Raw genomic sequence first — 13232 nt, 5'->3', positions numbered from 1 at the left:
GCGTGCCCGCCCGACGGCGCACCGACCCCGCCGAGGGGGAACAGGCCCTGGCGGCCTGGCGCGCGGCCACCCAGGGGGAGGACGACCCGCAGGTATGGCGTGCCGCCACCGCCGCGCTCGGGCGCGCCGTGCTGGGTCCGGCCGTGCGCTGGACCACCGAGGAGCTGGCGCTGCGCGCCCCCGGCCGCTCGGTGGAGGTGCGGGTCCCGCCCTACGCCGCCGTCCAGTGCATCGAGGGCCCGCGGCACACCCGCGGGACCCCGACGAACGTCGTCGAGACCGACGCGGCCACCTGGCTGGCCCTCGCCACCGGCAGGCTGTCCTGGGCGCAGGCCGTCGAGGAGGGGACGGTCAGCGCGTCCGGGCAACGGGCGGACCTGTCGGGCCACCTGCCCCTCGTCTGAGCCGCCCGCGTACGCACCACTGCGTATGGTGCCCGCCGCACCGCTGCCGCCACGCTGGTCCGGGGCGCCCCGCCGGGGCGCACGACGACGAAGGAGCAGCCATGCGGATGGGACAACGGGCCGTCGGGGCCCTGGCGGCCGGGGCCGCCCTGTCGTTGGTCGGGGCCACCGCGGCCTCGGCGCACGAGTGCTACAAGCACGACTGGCAGGAGCAGGCCTACGAGCAGCTCGGAAAGTGTCAAGGCGGGTGAGACAGGTTCCGTCAGGCGGTCTGTATGAGAGCCTCCTGTGAGGGTTGGTTGATCCACGCCGCGGTGGGCAGGTTCGGCGCTTGGGGTCGGCGGTGGCCGAAGCGTTCGGGGCGGGCGGCGTAGGCAGCGTCCAGGGTGGCCTGGCGTTGGGCGCGGACCTGGGTGGCGGTGCCGTAGTGGACGCTGGCGGGGGTGTGCAGCCCGATCCCGGAGTGGCGGTGCTCGTGGTTGTAGTAGGCGAAGAAGGCTTCGGCGAACGCGCCGGCGTCGGCCAGCGACCCGAAGCGCTCGGGGAAGACCGGGGCGTACTTCAGCGTCTTGAACGCCGCCTCGCTGTAGGGGTTGTCGTTGGACACGTGCGGCCTCGAGTGGGAGCGGGCCACGCCCAGGTCCACCAGCAGCTGGGCCACCGGTTTGGAGGTCATCGAGGTGCCCCGGTCGGCGTGGATCGCCTCGGGGACCCCGTGGATGCCCATCGCGTGCTCGAGCAGGTTCTTGGCGATGTCGGCGTCCTCGCGGGCCGCGATGGTCCAGGCCACGACGAACCGGGAGAAGATGTCGAGCACGACGTACAGGTCGTAGTACACGCCCCGCTCCGGCCCTTTGAGCTTGGTGATGTCCCAGGACCACACCTGCCCCGGGGCGGTGGCCACCAGCTCCGGTCGCTGCCGGGGCGGATGGGTGGCCTGCCGGCGCCGTTCCCCGGCCATGTCGTGCTCGCGCAGGATGCGGTGCATCGTCGACCTCGAGCACAGGTAGGTGCCCTCGTCCAGCAGCGTGGCCCAGACCTGGGCGACCGACTTGTCCGCGAACCGTTCGCTGGTCAGCACCGACAGCACGTGGGCCCGCTCGGCCGGTGTCAGCTTGTTCGCCGGTGCCGGCCGGGGTGGCGACGGGCGTGGCGGTGGCGGGTTCTTGGCCCGGTAGTGGCCGGCGCGGGAGCGGCCCAGCAGCGCGCACGCCCTGGCGGTGCCGACGTGCTCGGCCACCTCGTCCACGGCTGGGTTGATCACCGCGGCGACCGCGGCGGCTTGTCCGCGCTCTCGGAGAGCGTCTCCAAGAGCGCGTGTGCTTTTCCCATCAGGTCCAGCGCCGCCTTGGTCCTGGCCAGCTCGGCCTCGGCCTTCTCCGCCCGGACCCGTAGCGCCTGCACCTCCCGCTCGCGCCGGTCCCGCGGCCTGCTGCCCAGCCCGGACAGCGAGCCGGCCTGCGCGGCCTTGCGCCACTCGGCGATGTGGGAGGTGTACAGACCCTCACGGCGCAGGATCGCGCCTCGCTCCTCCCTGCCCGCGGCGTCGTACTCGGCCAGGATCGCCGCCTTGAACTCGGCGGTGAACGAGCGCCGCTTGGGACGGTCAGCACGAGGAGCCATGGCCCCATCATCGGCGCGACGTCAGCAACCGTCATCGTCATCTCAAAGTGTCCATTTCTCGCCCCGTGCGAGGTCAGTAGCAGATCAGCGGTGGTGTCTCACCTCATCCTGACGCACAGGGGCTGGCCGCCAACGGCACCGCCTGGGTGCCGGTCAGCGGGATGGTGCGGATGTTCCTCCTCGCCCCGGACGAGCAGGAGACCTGCGGTCCGGTCGCGGACGCGGTGGTGGCCGACTGGGTGCAGCTGTGGGAGTTCCCGCAGGAGCCGCTCGTCCACAGCAGGGCCACCATCGGGGCCGGGGCCCACGCCAAGGGCAAGAACCCCCCGCCGATCGGCTACCTCACCGACGACCACTTCGGCAGCCTCTTCGGCATGCTCATGCCCGCCCTGGTCGAGGCAGGCTGCACGCTGCCGCCGATGGAGTGAGCGCCCGGTCGCGGACGGAGCCTTCCGGCACCGGGTCCAGGAGGGGCGGTGCCGGGAGCAGCCCCAGCCGCTGCCCGGCGAGGACGGCCGACAGCCGGTCGACCGCGCCGAGCTTGCGGTAGAGGTGCTCCTGGTGCTTGTGCACGGTCCGCGGGGAGATCGCCAGCCGGGAGGCGATCCCCGCGGCCGTGCGGCCCTGGGCCAGCATCAGCAGGACCATCCGCTCTCGGCCGGTGAGCGGAGGAGCCTCGGGCGGCGCGGGGGCGAGGCGGTCCAGCAGACCCAGGTGGGAGTCGGCCCCGACCACCGTCGGCAGCGCGGCGACCAGCCGGTCCACGGCCCGCGCGTCGAGCACGTCGTCGGACACCAGGACCCAGCCCAACCACCCGCCCCTGCGCAGCGGCTCGGGGCCGCGCAGGGTCGGGACCGTGAGCTGGTGGCCGGTGAGGCGCAGCCGCTCGAACTCCTCGTGGGCCCGGTCGTCGAGGTCCCAGCCCGCGGCCTGGGCCTCCCGGAGCAGGGTGGGACGCAGGCTGCCGGTCGCGCGGTGGAAGCGGTTGAGCGGGTGCTCCCGCAGCCGGTCCGGCCCCGGCCAGGCGTCGGGGGGCGGCAGCTCGGTGCGGGCCGAGGCCATGATCTGCCAGTCGCCATCGGCGGTGCCCATGCGCACGCGGACGGCCATCGAGGCTCCGGTCAGCCGCAGCAGCCAGTCGCCGAGAACCTCGGCGGCGGTGGGCACGTCCTGCGTGTCCAGGATCTGCACCGCCAGCTCGGCGGGGGTGGGACCGGCGACCACGCGGAGCTCCCTTGCCCGTGCGACCTGCGGCCACCGGCGGCGGCCGACCTTGGCAGCGATTGTGCCGTCTCCGGCGGCCGCGCGCTCGGCGGAGCGTCCTCCCAGGCACCGGGGTGATACTGGGAGGGTGGCACGCGAGCGAGACGACCTCGAGACCGTCGACCGGCCCGGGCCGGAGCACGTGCCGGTGCGTCGACGGCCGGACCTGGTCCGGTTCCTGACGACCGGGGCCGTGCTGGGCGCGGTCCTGGGCGGCCTGCTGGGCTGGCTGGGGCCCAACGCCGCCGGCCGCACGCAGGTGCAGGAGGTGGTCCTGCTCGCCGCGGTGGGCGCCATCGTCCTGGGCCTGCTCGCGGCGGTGGCCTACCTGGTGGCCGACCGCGCCAGCCTGCGCGGCCAGGACTGACCGGCCTCGCCGACCGCCCTCGTCAGGCCACGTCGGCCAGCCCCCGCCTGATCGCGTCGGCGAAGGCCTCGACCGGCTGGGCCCCCGCCACGCCGTACCGGTCGGCGACGACGACGAACGGGACCCCCGTGGCGCCGTAGGCGCGTGCCCGCGCGATGTCCGCGGCGACCGCGTCGGCATACTCCTCGCCGGCGAGCACCGCGCCCACCCGGTCGGCCGGCAGCCCGGCCCCGACCGCCACCTCCGTCAGCACGTCGTGGTCGCTGACGTCCCGCGCGTCCGCGTGGTAGGCCGCCATCAGCGCCTCGACGAGCCGGGCCTGCAGCGCGGAGCCGCCGATCTCCCGGGCCAGGTGCAGGAGGCGGTGCGCGTCGTGGCTGTTGACGTGGGGCGCCTCCTCCGGGCGGTGCGTCAGCCCCTCCTGGGCGGCCAGGTCGCGGACCTGCCCGACCATCGCCGCCACCTGGGCCGGCCCGGCCGCGTAGCGCCGCCCGAGCGCCTCCACCGTCGTCTCGGCCGGCGGGACCGGGGCGTCCGGGTCGAGCTGGAAGGACCGCCAGACGACCTCGACGCCGTCGGCACCGTCGCCGTCCTCGGCACGGACGACCTCGATGGCCTGCTCGAGCCGGCGTCGGCCGATGGAGCACCAGGGGCAGACGATGTCGGACCAGATGTCGATGCGCACCCGGCCCAGGGTAGGCGGTCGCACGGCATACCCCTCCTGGCCCCTGTGGGATGATCGGGGACGTGGCACGCGCTGACGGACGGCTCTCGCACGACCTGCTGCCCGGGGAGCGCCTGCCCCAGGACGCCTGCGGGGTGTTCGGGGTGTGGGCCCCCGGCGAGGAGGTCGCCAAGCTCGCCTACTTCGGCCTCTACGCCCTCCAGCACCGCGGCCAGGAGGCGGCCGGCATCGCCACCAGCGACGGGCAGCGGCTGGTCGTCTACAAGGACGTCGGGCTGGTCAGCCAGGTCTTCGACGAGTCGGCGCTCGCCTCCCTGCAGGGCCACCTGGCCGTCGGCCACTGCCGCTACTCCACCACCGGCCGCAACTCGTGGGAGAACGCCCAGCCCACCCTGGGCGGCACCGCCGACCACACGGTCGCCCTCACCCACAACGGCAACCTCATCAACACCGCGGCCCTGCGCGACCTGCTCGCCGAGTCGCACGGCGGCGACCTGCGCACCTCCCCCGGGGAGGTCGGGCGCGGCAACACCACGGACACGGCCATCGTCACCGGCCTGCTCACGGCCGACGCCGACCTGCCGCTGGAGGAGGCGGCGATGCGGGTCCTGCCCCAGCTGCGGGGCGCGTTCAGCCTGGTCTTCTGCGACGAGACCACCCTGTATGCCGCCCGCGACCCGCAGGGGGTCCGTCCCCTCGTCCTCGGTCGTCTCGAGCGGGGCTGGGTGGTGGCCTCCGAGACCGCGGCCCTGGACATCGTCGGCGCCTCGGTCGTCCGCGAGGTGGAGCCGGGCGAGCTCGTCGCGGTCGACGAGAACGGCCTGCGCTCGCAGCGCTTCGCCCCCGCCGCCCCCAAGCGGTGCGTCTTCGAGTGGGTCTACCTGGCCCGGCCGGACACCACGATCGCGGGGCGGGAGGTCTACGCGCCCGGGTGGAGATGGGCCGCCGGCTCGCGGGGGAGCACCCCGTCGAGGCCGACCTGGTCATGCCGACCCCGGAGTCGGGCACGCCGGCGGCGATCGGCTACGCCGAGGCCTCCGGTATCCCCTTCGGCCACGGGCTGGTCAAGAACGCCTACGTCGGCCGCACCTTCATCGCCCCCAGCCAGACGATCCGCCAGCTCGGCATCCGGCTCAAGCTCAACCCGCTGCGCGACGTCATCAAGGGCAAGCGGCTCATCGTCGTCGACGACTCGATCGTCCGCGGCAACACCCAGCGGGCCCTCGTGCGGATGCTCCGCGAGGCCGGCGCCGCCGAGGTGCACGTGCGCATCTCCTCCCCGCCGGTGCGCTGGCCGTGCTTCTACGGCATCGACTTCGCCACCCGCGCCGAGCTGATCGCCACCGGCCTGGACACCGACTCGATCCGGGCCTCCATCGGGGCCGACTCGCTGGGCTACATCAGCGAGGACAGCATGGTCGCGGCGACCGAGCAGGACCCGTCCGCCCTGTGCACCGCCTGCTTCAGCGGCAGCTACCCCATCGAGCTGCCCGCCGAGGACCAGCTGGGCAAGGACGTGCTCGAGCTGCAGTTCCCCGTCCGCGAGGGGGCCGACCCGACCGACGTGGGCACGCTCGACGTCGAGGGGGTCGCCCCGTCCGCGGCCCTGGGCGGCTCCGACGCCGTGCGTCGTCCCTGACCCGAGCCGCGCCGTACCGACCCGTCCGGAGGATCCGATGACCGACCAGCCGATCACCTATGCCAGCGCGGGCGTGGACGTCCACGCCGGGGACCGCGCGGTGGAGCTGATGAAGGACTCCGTGCGCCGGGCCCAGCGGCCCGAGGTGCTCGGCGGGCTCGGCGGCTTCGCCGGGATGTTCGACGCCTCGGCGCTCAAGGGGATGCGCCGCCCCGTGCTGGCCACCTCGACCGACGGGGTCGGCACCAAGGTCGCGGTCGCCCAGGCGATGGGCGTGCACGACACCATCGGCCAGGACCTCGTCGGCATGGTCGTCGACGACATCGTCGTCAGCGGGGCCGAGCCGCTGTTCATGACCGACTACGTCGCCTGCGGCAGGGTCGTCCCCGAGCGGATCGCCGCGATCGTCTCCGGCATCGCCCGCGGCTGCGAGCTGGCCGGCGTGGCCCTCGTCGGCGGCGAGACCGCCGAGCACCCCGGGCTGCTGGAGCCGGACGAGTACGACGTCGCCGGCGCCGCCACCGGGGTCGTCGAGCACGACCTCGTCCTGGGGCCGCACCGGGTGGAGCGCGGCGACGTCGTCCTGGCGCTGCCGTCCTCGGGGCTGCACTCCAACGGCTACTCCCTCGTCCGCCGGGTCGTCGCGGCCGCCGGGTGGGGCTGGGACCGGCACGTCGACGAGCTCGGCCGCACGATCGGCGAGGAGGCCCTGGAGCCCACGCGGATCTACACCCGGGCGCTGCTCGAGGTGGTCCGGGCCGACGTAGGGCTGCACGCGCTGTCGCACGTCACCGGCGGCGGGCTGGCCGCCAACCTGGCCCGGGTGCTGCCCAGGGACACCCTGGCCACCGTCGAGCGGGTCTGGTCGCCGCCCCCCGTCTTCCGCCTGGTGCAGGAGCTGGGCCGGGTGCCGCTGGCCGACCTGGAGCAGACGCTCAACATGGGCGTCGGCTTCGTCGCCGTCGTGGCGCCGGAGGGTGTCGCTCGCGCCCAGGAGATCCTGCGGGCGCACGGCACAGAGGCCTGGGTGGTGGGGGCGGTCGGCGATCCCAGCACCGTGTCGATGTACGGGGCGCCGGTCGTGCAGGGTGCCAAGGGCGTCGACGGGGGCGCCGTGATGATGGTGGGGGACTACCCCGCCTGAGCGGGCGTCACCAGCAGCCAGTAGCTGGTCGGTCCCCGGGTGCGACGGTCCCGGTCCACCGGGTGTCGGCGGCGTCGGGCGTCAGGGCGGTGCGCACGCCGCCCTCCTCGTGGTCGAAGAGCACCACGCTGCGGGCCGGGTCGGCCAGGTCCACCTGCACGGCGTTGGCCACCGTGTCGATCGGCACGTCCTCGAACAGCCACGTCGGACCCTCGGCGGAGACGGGGTCGCGCGGGCTGGACTGGTGCCACAGCCGCACCCGTTCGTCGGTGACGTCGGTCGGGACGCACCCGGCCGCCGTGACGTCGGCACCCGTGGCGTCCTCGCCCAACGGCTCCTGGCACACCCGCAGCTGCACCTGCAGGTCCTGGAAGTTCAGCAGCCGGGTGTAGGCCCACGTCGAGAGCACGCCGACGAGACCGAAGAGAAGCAGGACGACCCAGAGCCGGTTGCGCCGCACCTTCCCCTTGACGACGGCGTCGTCGGCCGTCCACCTGGCCTCGTGCCGTGCTCGCTGCGCCATGCCGTCCGGTCCTCCCCGTCGTCGCCGACCTCCCAGGGTATGCCGTGCGCGCGGCTCAGCCCACCCCGTCCGCGAGCACGCCGGTCTGCACCGCCCACAGGTCCGCGTAGGGCCCCGGGCGCGAGACCAGCTCGTCGTGGGTCCCGGCCTCCACGACCCGCCCCGCCTCCAGCACCCAGATCCGGTCGGCGTGCCGCACCGTCGAGAGCCGGTGGGCCACCATGATCGTCGTCCGCCCCTGGCTGACCTCCGCGAGCGAGCGCTGGATCGCCGCCTCGGTCTCGTTGTCCACGGCCGAGGTGGCCTCGTCGAGGACCAGGACGGCCGGGTCCCGCAGGATGGCCCGGGCCAGGGCCAGCCGTTGGCGCTGGCCGCCGGACAGGGTCACGCCCCGCTCACCCACGAGGGTGTCGTAGCCCAGGGGCGTGCCGGTGACGAACTCGTGGGCGGCGGCCTGCTCCGCGGCCCGCCGGACCTCCTCGCGGGAGGCCTCGGGTCGGCCGTAGGCGATGTTGTCGGCGATCGTGCCCTCGAAGAGGAACACGTCCTGGGCGACGTAGCCGATCCGGCCGCGCAGCGACTCCCAGGTCAGCTCGCGCAGGTCGGTGCCGTCGAGCAGCACCTGGCCCGACCGGGGGTCGGCGAAGCGCAGGAGCAGTCGCAGGAGGGTGGACTTGCCCGCGCCGGTCGCGCCGACCACCGCGTGCACCTGCCCGGCCGGCACCTCCATCGAGACCCCGTGCAGGACGTCCGGCCCGTCGGCGTAGCCGGCCCGGACGTCGACCAGCTCCAGCTGCCCGCGCACCCGCGGCAGCGTGCGGTCCCCCTCGACGGTCAGCGGCTCCTCGTCGAGCAGGGCCAGGATCCGGCGGACGGAGGCCATCGCCCGCTGGTAGAGGTCGAGCACCTCGCCGACCGAGGTCAGCGGCCACAGCAGCCGCTGGGTCATGAAGACGAGCACCGAGTAGAGGCCGACCTCCAGGGTGCCGTCGAGGGCCATCCAGCCGCCCATGAGCAGGGTGGTGGTGAACCCGACCAGGATGGCCATGCGGATGAGCGGCACGAACGCCGCCGAGGCCCGGATGGCGTCGGCGTTGGCCAGCCGGTAGGCCTCGGACACCTCGCGCACCCGCGACAGCTCGCGGTCCTCGGCGGTGAACGACTTGATCGTCGCCATCCCGCCGAGGTTGGCCGAGACCAGCCCGCTGATGCGGGAGACGGCGGCCCGGACCACGGCGTAGCGGGGGACCAGGTGCCGCTGGAACCACAGCGACCCGGCCACGATGACCGGGATGGGCAGGAACGCCAGCAGGGTCAGCGTCCAGCTGCTCGCCGCGAAGACGGCCCCGACCAGGACGATGTTGAGGGCCAGCGTCCACAGCTTGTCCACGCCGGCGTCGAGGAAGCGCTCGAGCTGGTTGACGTCGTCGTTGACCACCGCGAGCGTGCCGCCGGTGGGCCGGGACTCGTGCCAGGCCATGTCCAGGCCCTGCACGTGCCCGTACGCCTCCAGCCGCAGGTCGTGCTCCACCTGCTGGGCCAGGTTGCGCCACGTCAGCGCGGCCAGGTAGTCGAAGAGCGACTCCAGGACCCACACGACCGCGTTGACGACCGCGAGCCAGACGAGCTGCTCGCGCCGGTCGGCGACCCCGAGCAGGTCGGCGACGAAGGAGTCGCTGCCGCGCACGACGACGTCGATGGCCGCGCCGATGAGCAGCTCGGGCATGACGTCCATGACCTTGCGCACCGTGGACAGCAGGAACGCCAGCACCACGCGTGCGCGGTACTGGCGGTACCTGGTCCAGAGCTGGGCGAGCGGGTGGGTCACCTCACCACCCGGACGCCCGGACGGGGACGATCACCTCGGGTCGGGGTCTCCCGGGGCCCAGGCGTCGTCCTCGTCGTCGTCGGTGTCGTCGACGTAGGCCGCGTAGGGGTCCTCGTCGTCCTCCTCCTCGGCGTCCACGTGGTCGCTGTCGTCGGGAAACTCACCTCGCGCGCTGCGGAGCTCTCGCTCCAGGGCGGTGAGGTCGGTGCTGGGAGCCGAGTACTTCAGCTTCCGGGCGACCTTGATCTGCTTTGCCTTGGCTCGGCCGCGCCCCATGGCGTGACCCCCTCGTGTCGTGTCGTCCGGAGCGGCACCGCTGGCTGATCAACCTGGTCGCGCAGCCGGTCCGGGAGTGCGAATGTTCGTGGGGCCAAGGTTACATGAGACGGGGCTCACGACCCGCATCGCCCGGACCGGGGCTGCTCAGCCGCGCCGGTTGCGGGTCCAGGTGTGCACGAGGATGGCGCCCAGCCCGACCACCGCCAGGCCCAGGACGACCCAGACCCAGCCGGGCAGCCCGGTGTCCACACCCTGCGCCACGGGCGACCCGGCCTCCTCGTCCTGGGCGGCGTCGTCGGTCGCGTCCTGCTCCTGGGCCGTGCCCTGCTCCTGGGCCGCGCCCTGGTCGGCCCCCTCGCCGACGGTGAAGCCCAGCGTGCCGGAGATCGGGTGGCCGTCGGAGCTGGTGACCCGCCAGGCCACCTGGTAGGTCCCCTCCTCCATCCCGGCGACCTCCTGGACCACGTCCTGACCGTCCACGACCGGCTCGCCCACGAGGTAGTCGCCCCCCGGGCCGCCGGTCACCGCCACCTGCGCGCCGATGACCGCCACCTCGCCGGAGAAGGTGAAGGTCAGCGAGCCGGGGGCCTGCGCCAGCACCGCCCCGTCCTCGGGGTCGGTCCCGACCAGCTGGTCGTGCGCGGAGGCGGCGCCGGGGGCCAGGAGCAGCCCGGTGAGCAGGACGAGGAGGAGGGGACGCAGGAACCTGAGCACCCCTCCACTGTAGGCCGACTCCGACGCCCCGTCGGACGCCGGAGCGCATACCCTGCCCGGATGGGTCCCACCTCCTACCGCACCGTGGCCGCCGCGGCCGAGGCGACGGTCGAGGACCGCCGGTCGGTCTTCACCTGCTGGCTGCGCCGCGCCCAGGACGAGGACCAGGCCCGCGCGGTCGTCGAGGAGGCCCGCCGCACCTTCTGGGACGCCCGCCACCACTGCTCCGCGTTCGTCCTCGGTCCGGACGGGGCGACCGTGCGCAGCAACGACGACGGGGAGCCGGCCGGCACCGCCGGGGCGCCGATGCTCGAGGTGCTCACCGGGTCGGGGCTGACCGAGGTCGTGGCCGTCGTCACCCGGTGGTTCGGCGGGACGCTGCTGGGGGGCGGGGGACTGGTCCGGGCCTACTCGGGAGCGGTCCGCGAGGCCGTCGCGCAGGCGCGGGTGCTCACCCGGGTGCAGGTCGAGGAGGTCGACGTCGTGGTCGGGCACGACCTGGCCGGCCGCCTCGAGCACGACCTGCGCGCGCGGCGCGTGCCGGTCCCCTCGGTCGGGTATGCCGAGCAGGTGCGGCTGCGCGTGCAGGTGCCGGTCGACCGGGCCGACGAGCTGCCCGGCCTGCTCGCCGGGCTCACCGGCGGCGCCGCCGTCGTCGACGAGGACAGCCGGGTCCGCAGCTGGGCGGACGAGGGGCCCGCGACGCCATGACGACCAGCGGCCGGCACGGCCCCGGCTGGTACTTTTCCCGCATGCCCCCGCACCCCCCGATCGTCCCGTTCGTGCCCGTGGTCATCGGGGGCGAGCTGGCGACCTATACCCTCGCCCGGGCCTTCCACGGCGAGCTCGGGGTGCGCACGACGGTGATGACCCGGGGCGTGCCGGCCCCGGTGCGGGGCTCGGCGATCATCGACGACGAGGTCGTGCCCGGGCTCGACGACCTCGACGAGGTGGTGGCCGCGGTGCACCGGGTGGCCGACGCCCACCCCGACCGCCGGGTCATGCTCATGGGGACGATGGACTGGTGGGTCGAGCGGATCGTCTCGCTGCGGGACCGCTTCGACGAGCGGGTCGTGGTGCCCTACCCCGAGCTGCCGCTCATCGAAGCGCTCAGCGACAAGGAGCGCTTCGCCCAGGTGTGCGCCGAGGTCGGGGTCGCCCATCCGCGCACGGTCGTTCTCGACCCCGACGTGCCCGAGTCCGGGGTGCCCGCGCTGCTGGCCGACCTGCGCGCGCCGCTCGTCGTCAAGCCGGCCGACTCGCCCGCCTTCCACGGGCTGCTCTACGCGGGCAAGCAGAAGGTCGCTACGCCGACGGGGTCGCGGAGCTGCTCGCGCTGCGGCGCGTCATGACCGGCGCGGGGTACGCCGGCGCCCTCGTCGTCCAGGAGCGGGTCCCCGGCGGCGACGAGCAGATGCGCGTGCTGACCACCTACTCCGACCGGTCCGGCCGGGTCCGCTGGGGCCGGATGGGGCACGTGCTGCTGGAGGACCACGACCCGGGGATGATCGGCAACCCGCTGGCGGTCGTCCACGGGGCCAGCGCCACCGCGATGGCCGACGCCACCCGGCTGCTGGAGCACGTGGGGTGGACCGGCTGGGCCAACTTCGACATCAAGGTCGACCCGCGCGACGGCCGGGAGCACTTCTTCGAGCTCAACCCCCGCCTGGGCCGCTCGCACGGCTACCTCACCGCGGCCGGCCACCCGGTCGCCACGCCCTGGGTGCGCGAGCACGTCGAGGGGCTGGACCCCTACGACGGCCTGGAGACCGGCCCGGAGACCGACGACTGGCTCTACTCGATCGTGCCCGTCCCGCTGCTGCGCCGCTACGTCACCGACCCGGGGACCCGCGAGCGGCTCGCCCGCATCCGGCGCACCGGGCGGGTCGTGCGGCCGTTCGTCTACGGGCCCGACCGCGGGCGGGACCGGCGCCTGGCCCAGCTGAAGAACGACCTGCTCTACGCGCGCAGCTTCGCCCGGTACTACCGCAGGCCGGTGACCTCGTGACCGCCGACGACCGGCTGCTGCCGCCCACCTGGGACCGGCCGGTGCTCGGGGTCCTCGGCGGGATGGGGCCGGCGGCCACCGTCGCCTTCCTCGACGCGCTCGTGCGGGCCACGCCGGCCGGGCGCGACCAGGACCACATCGACACCGTCGTGCTCGGTCACGCCTCCACCCCCGACCGCACCGCCCGGCTGCTCGACCCCGACCTGCCCGACCCCACGCCATACCTCGTGGGGGACCTGGAGCTGCTGGCGCGGCTCGGCGCCACCTGCGCGGTGGTCGCGTGCAACACCTCGCACGCCTTCCTGCCCGCGGAGCTGCCGCTGCCGCTCCTCTCGCTCGTGCGCGTCGGCGCCGGGGCGGCCGTCGACCGGGCCGGCGCGCAGGGCGCGGCGCGACCTCGCGTGCTGGTGCTGGCCACCGACGGGACCGTGCTGAGCCGGGTCTACCAGGACGCGCTGGCCGGCCTGGGCGCCGAGCCGCTGCTGCCGGACGAGGAGGGCCAGCGGGCGGTCATGGCGATGATCTACCAGGGGGTCAAGGCCGGGGTCCACGTCCCGACCGGGCACTTCCTCGAGCTCGTCGGGCGGCTCCGCGGGGAGGCCGACACGGTCCTCCTGGGCTGCACCGAGCTCTCCGTCCTGGCGGAGCAGGCGGGGGACGCCCTGCCGGGGTATGCCGTCGACGCCCAGGCCGCGCTCGTGGCCCGGGTCGTCGACGAGCTCGGCTGAGCGGACCCGCGCCGGGGCCGGGCCCCG

Annotated in this window: 15 protein-coding genes and 2 pseudogenes; 10 read left to right on the top strand and 7 right to left on the bottom strand. The window is 74.5% G+C overall.

Annotated features, from left to right (window positions below; translation table 11 throughout):
• Positions 1-2 precede the first annotated feature (2 nt).
• Positions 3-404: a sterol carrier family protein gene (locus BJF81_RS00785; RefSeq protein ID WP_075956749.1), complete on the top strand. Its 402-nt coding sequence runs from the start codon at positions 3-5 to the stop codon at positions 402-404.
• Between the two features lie 101 nt (positions 405-505).
• Positions 506-655, top strand: coding sequence for a hypothetical protein (locus BJF81_RS17855; protein ID WP_158068590.1), 150 nt, complete (start codon positions 506-508; stop codon positions 653-655).
• Between the two features lie 11 nt (positions 656-666).
• On the opposite strand, the pseudogene BJF81_RS00780 reads toward BJF81_RS17855, so the two are convergent.
• Positions 667-2027, bottom strand: a pseudogene (locus BJF81_RS00780) (IS3 family transposase).
• Between the two features lie 170 nt (positions 2028-2197).
• Here BJF81_RS00780 and BJF81_RS00770 point away from each other — a divergent pair.
• Positions 2198-2455, top strand: a complete 258-nt coding sequence (locus tag BJF81_RS00770) for a hypothetical protein (RefSeq protein WP_143780606.1) — start codon at positions 2198-2200, stop codon at positions 2453-2455.
• Here BJF81_RS00770 and BJF81_RS17090 read toward each other — a convergent pair.
• Entirely contained in the window at positions 2406-3251 is an 846-nt protein-coding gene (locus tag BJF81_RS17090) for a response regulator transcription factor (RefSeq protein ID WP_075956745.1), read from the bottom strand. The genes BJF81_RS00770 and BJF81_RS17090 overlap by 50 nt on opposite strands.
• A 127-nt stretch (positions 3252-3378) precedes the next feature.
• Between BJF81_RS17090 and BJF81_RS00760 the strand changes: the two genes are divergently transcribed.
• Positions 3379-3657, top strand: coding sequence for a hypothetical protein (locus BJF81_RS00760; protein ID WP_075956744.1), 279 nt, complete (start codon positions 3379-3381; stop codon positions 3655-3657).
• Positions 3658-3679: 22 nt separating this feature from the next.
• On the opposite strand, the gene BJF81_RS00755 is transcribed toward BJF81_RS00760, so the two are convergent.
• Positions 3680-4342 carry a DsbA family oxidoreductase gene (locus BJF81_RS00755; protein WP_075956743.1) on the bottom strand — a complete coding sequence of 221 codons (663 nt, stop codon included), beginning with the start codon at positions 4340-4342 and terminating at the stop codon, positions 3680-3682.
• Between the two features lie 62 nt (positions 4343-4404).
• Here BJF81_RS00755 and purF point away from each other — a divergent pair.
• Both purF and purM read left to right on the top strand, forming a co-directional pair.
• Positions 4405-5981 (top strand): annotated as a pseudogene (purF, locus tag BJF81_RS00750) (amidophosphoribosyltransferase).
• A gap of 37 nt (positions 5982-6018) precedes the next feature.
• A complete protein-coding gene (purM, locus tag BJF81_RS00745; protein ID WP_075956742.1) occupies positions 6019-7125 on the top strand; it encodes a phosphoribosylformylglycinamidine cyclo-ligase in 1107 nt (368 codons plus the stop codon).
• A 7-nt stretch (positions 7126-7132) separates the two neighbouring features.
• Here purM and BJF81_RS00740 read toward each other — a convergent pair whose 3' ends face one another.
• From BJF81_RS00740 to BJF81_RS00725, 4 genes are all read right to left on the bottom strand, one after another.
• A complete protein-coding gene (locus BJF81_RS00740; RefSeq protein ID WP_075956741.1) occupies positions 7133-7648 on the bottom strand; it encodes a hypothetical protein in 516 nt (171 codons plus the stop codon).
• Positions 7649-7703: 55 nt separating this feature from the next.
• The gene (locus BJF81_RS00735) at positions 7704-9476 is read right to left on the bottom strand and encodes an ABC transporter ATP-binding protein (RefSeq protein ID WP_075956740.1); all 1773 of its coding nucleotides are present in this window, start codon (positions 9474-9476) and stop codon (positions 7704-7706) included.
• A 30-nt stretch (positions 9477-9506) separates the two neighbouring features.
• Complete coding sequence (locus BJF81_RS00730; protein ID WP_075956739.1) at positions 9507-9752, bottom strand: DUF3073 domain-containing protein; 246 nt, start codon at positions 9750-9752, stop codon at positions 9507-9509.
• A gap of 147 nt (positions 9753-9899) precedes the next feature.
• Positions 9900-10469, bottom strand: coding sequence for a copper resistance CopC family protein (locus BJF81_RS00725; protein WP_158068589.1), 570 nt, complete (start codon positions 10467-10469; stop codon positions 9900-9902).
• Between the two features lie 60 nt (positions 10470-10529).
• On the opposite strand from BJF81_RS00725, the gene BJF81_RS00720 reads away from it, so the two are divergent.
• The 4 genes from BJF81_RS00720 to BJF81_RS00705 are packed head-to-tail and all read left to right on the top strand — an operon-like array spanning position 10530 to position 13205.
• The gene (locus BJF81_RS00720) at positions 10530-11180 is read left to right on the top strand and encodes an IMPACT family protein (RefSeq protein ID WP_075956797.1); all 651 of its coding nucleotides are present in this window, start codon (positions 10530-10532) and stop codon (positions 11178-11180) included.
• A 41-nt stretch (positions 11181-11221) separates the two neighbouring features.
• Positions 11222-11821, top strand: a complete 600-nt coding sequence (locus BJF81_RS00715) for a hypothetical protein (RefSeq protein ID WP_143780603.1) — start codon at positions 11222-11224, stop codon at positions 11819-11821.
• The gene (locus BJF81_RS00710; protein WP_075956737.1) at positions 11818-12477 is read left to right on the top strand and encodes a hypothetical protein; all 660 of its coding nucleotides are present in this window, start codon (positions 11818-11820) and stop codon (positions 12475-12477) included. Before BJF81_RS00715 ends, BJF81_RS00710 begins: the two co-directional genes overlap by 4 nt.
• Positions 12474-13205 carry an aspartate/glutamate racemase family protein gene (locus tag BJF81_RS00705; protein ID WP_075956736.1) on the top strand — a complete coding sequence of 244 codons (732 nt, stop codon included), beginning with the start codon at positions 12474-12476 and terminating at the stop codon, positions 13203-13205. Before BJF81_RS00710 ends, BJF81_RS00705 begins: the two co-directional genes overlap by 4 nt.
• The last annotated feature ends 27 nt before the right edge of the window (positions 13206-13232 follow it).

It is taken from the genome of Ornithinimicrobium sp. CNJ-824 (assembly GCF_001942405.1).
In the GTDB taxonomy this organism is placed as follows: Bacteria; Actinomycetota; Actinomycetes; order Actinomycetales; family Dermatophilaceae; genus Ornithinicoccus; species Ornithinicoccus kibberensis.
This window is presented reverse-complemented; position numbering and strand designations above follow the sequence as displayed.

Bases quoted from the DNA above. Each gene is read 5' to 3' on its own strand.
- BJF81_RS17855 (WP_158068590.1), top strand. From the start codon at position 506: ATGCGGATGGGACAACGGGCCGTCGGGGCCCTGGCGGCCGGGGCCGCC.
- purM (WP_075956742.1), top strand. From the start codon at position 6,019: ATGACCGACCAGCCGATCACCTATGCCAGCGCGGGCGTGGACGTCCAC.
- BJF81_RS00730 (WP_075956739.1), bottom strand. From the start codon at position 9,752: ATGGGGCGCGGCCGAGCCAAGGCAAAGCAGATCAAGGTCGCCCGGAAG.
- BJF81_RS00770 (WP_143780606.1), top strand. From the start codon at position 2,198: ATGTTCCTCCTCGCCCCGGACGAGCAGGAGACCTGCGGTCCGGTCGCG.
- BJF81_RS00740 (WP_075956741.1), bottom strand. From the start codon at position 7,648: ATGGCGCAGCGAGCACGGCACGAGGCCAGGTGGACGGCCGACGACGCC.
- BJF81_RS00720 (WP_075956797.1), top strand. From the start codon at position 10,530: ATGGGTCCCACCTCCTACCGCACCGTGGCCGCCGCGGCCGAGGCGACG.
- BJF81_RS00715 (WP_143780603.1), top strand. From the start codon at position 11,222: ATGCCCCCGCACCCCCCGATCGTCCCGTTCGTGCCCGTGGTCATCGGG.
- BJF81_RS00710 (WP_075956737.1), top strand. From the start codon at position 11,818: ATGACCGGCGCGGGGTACGCCGGCGCCCTCGTCGTCCAGGAGCGGGTC.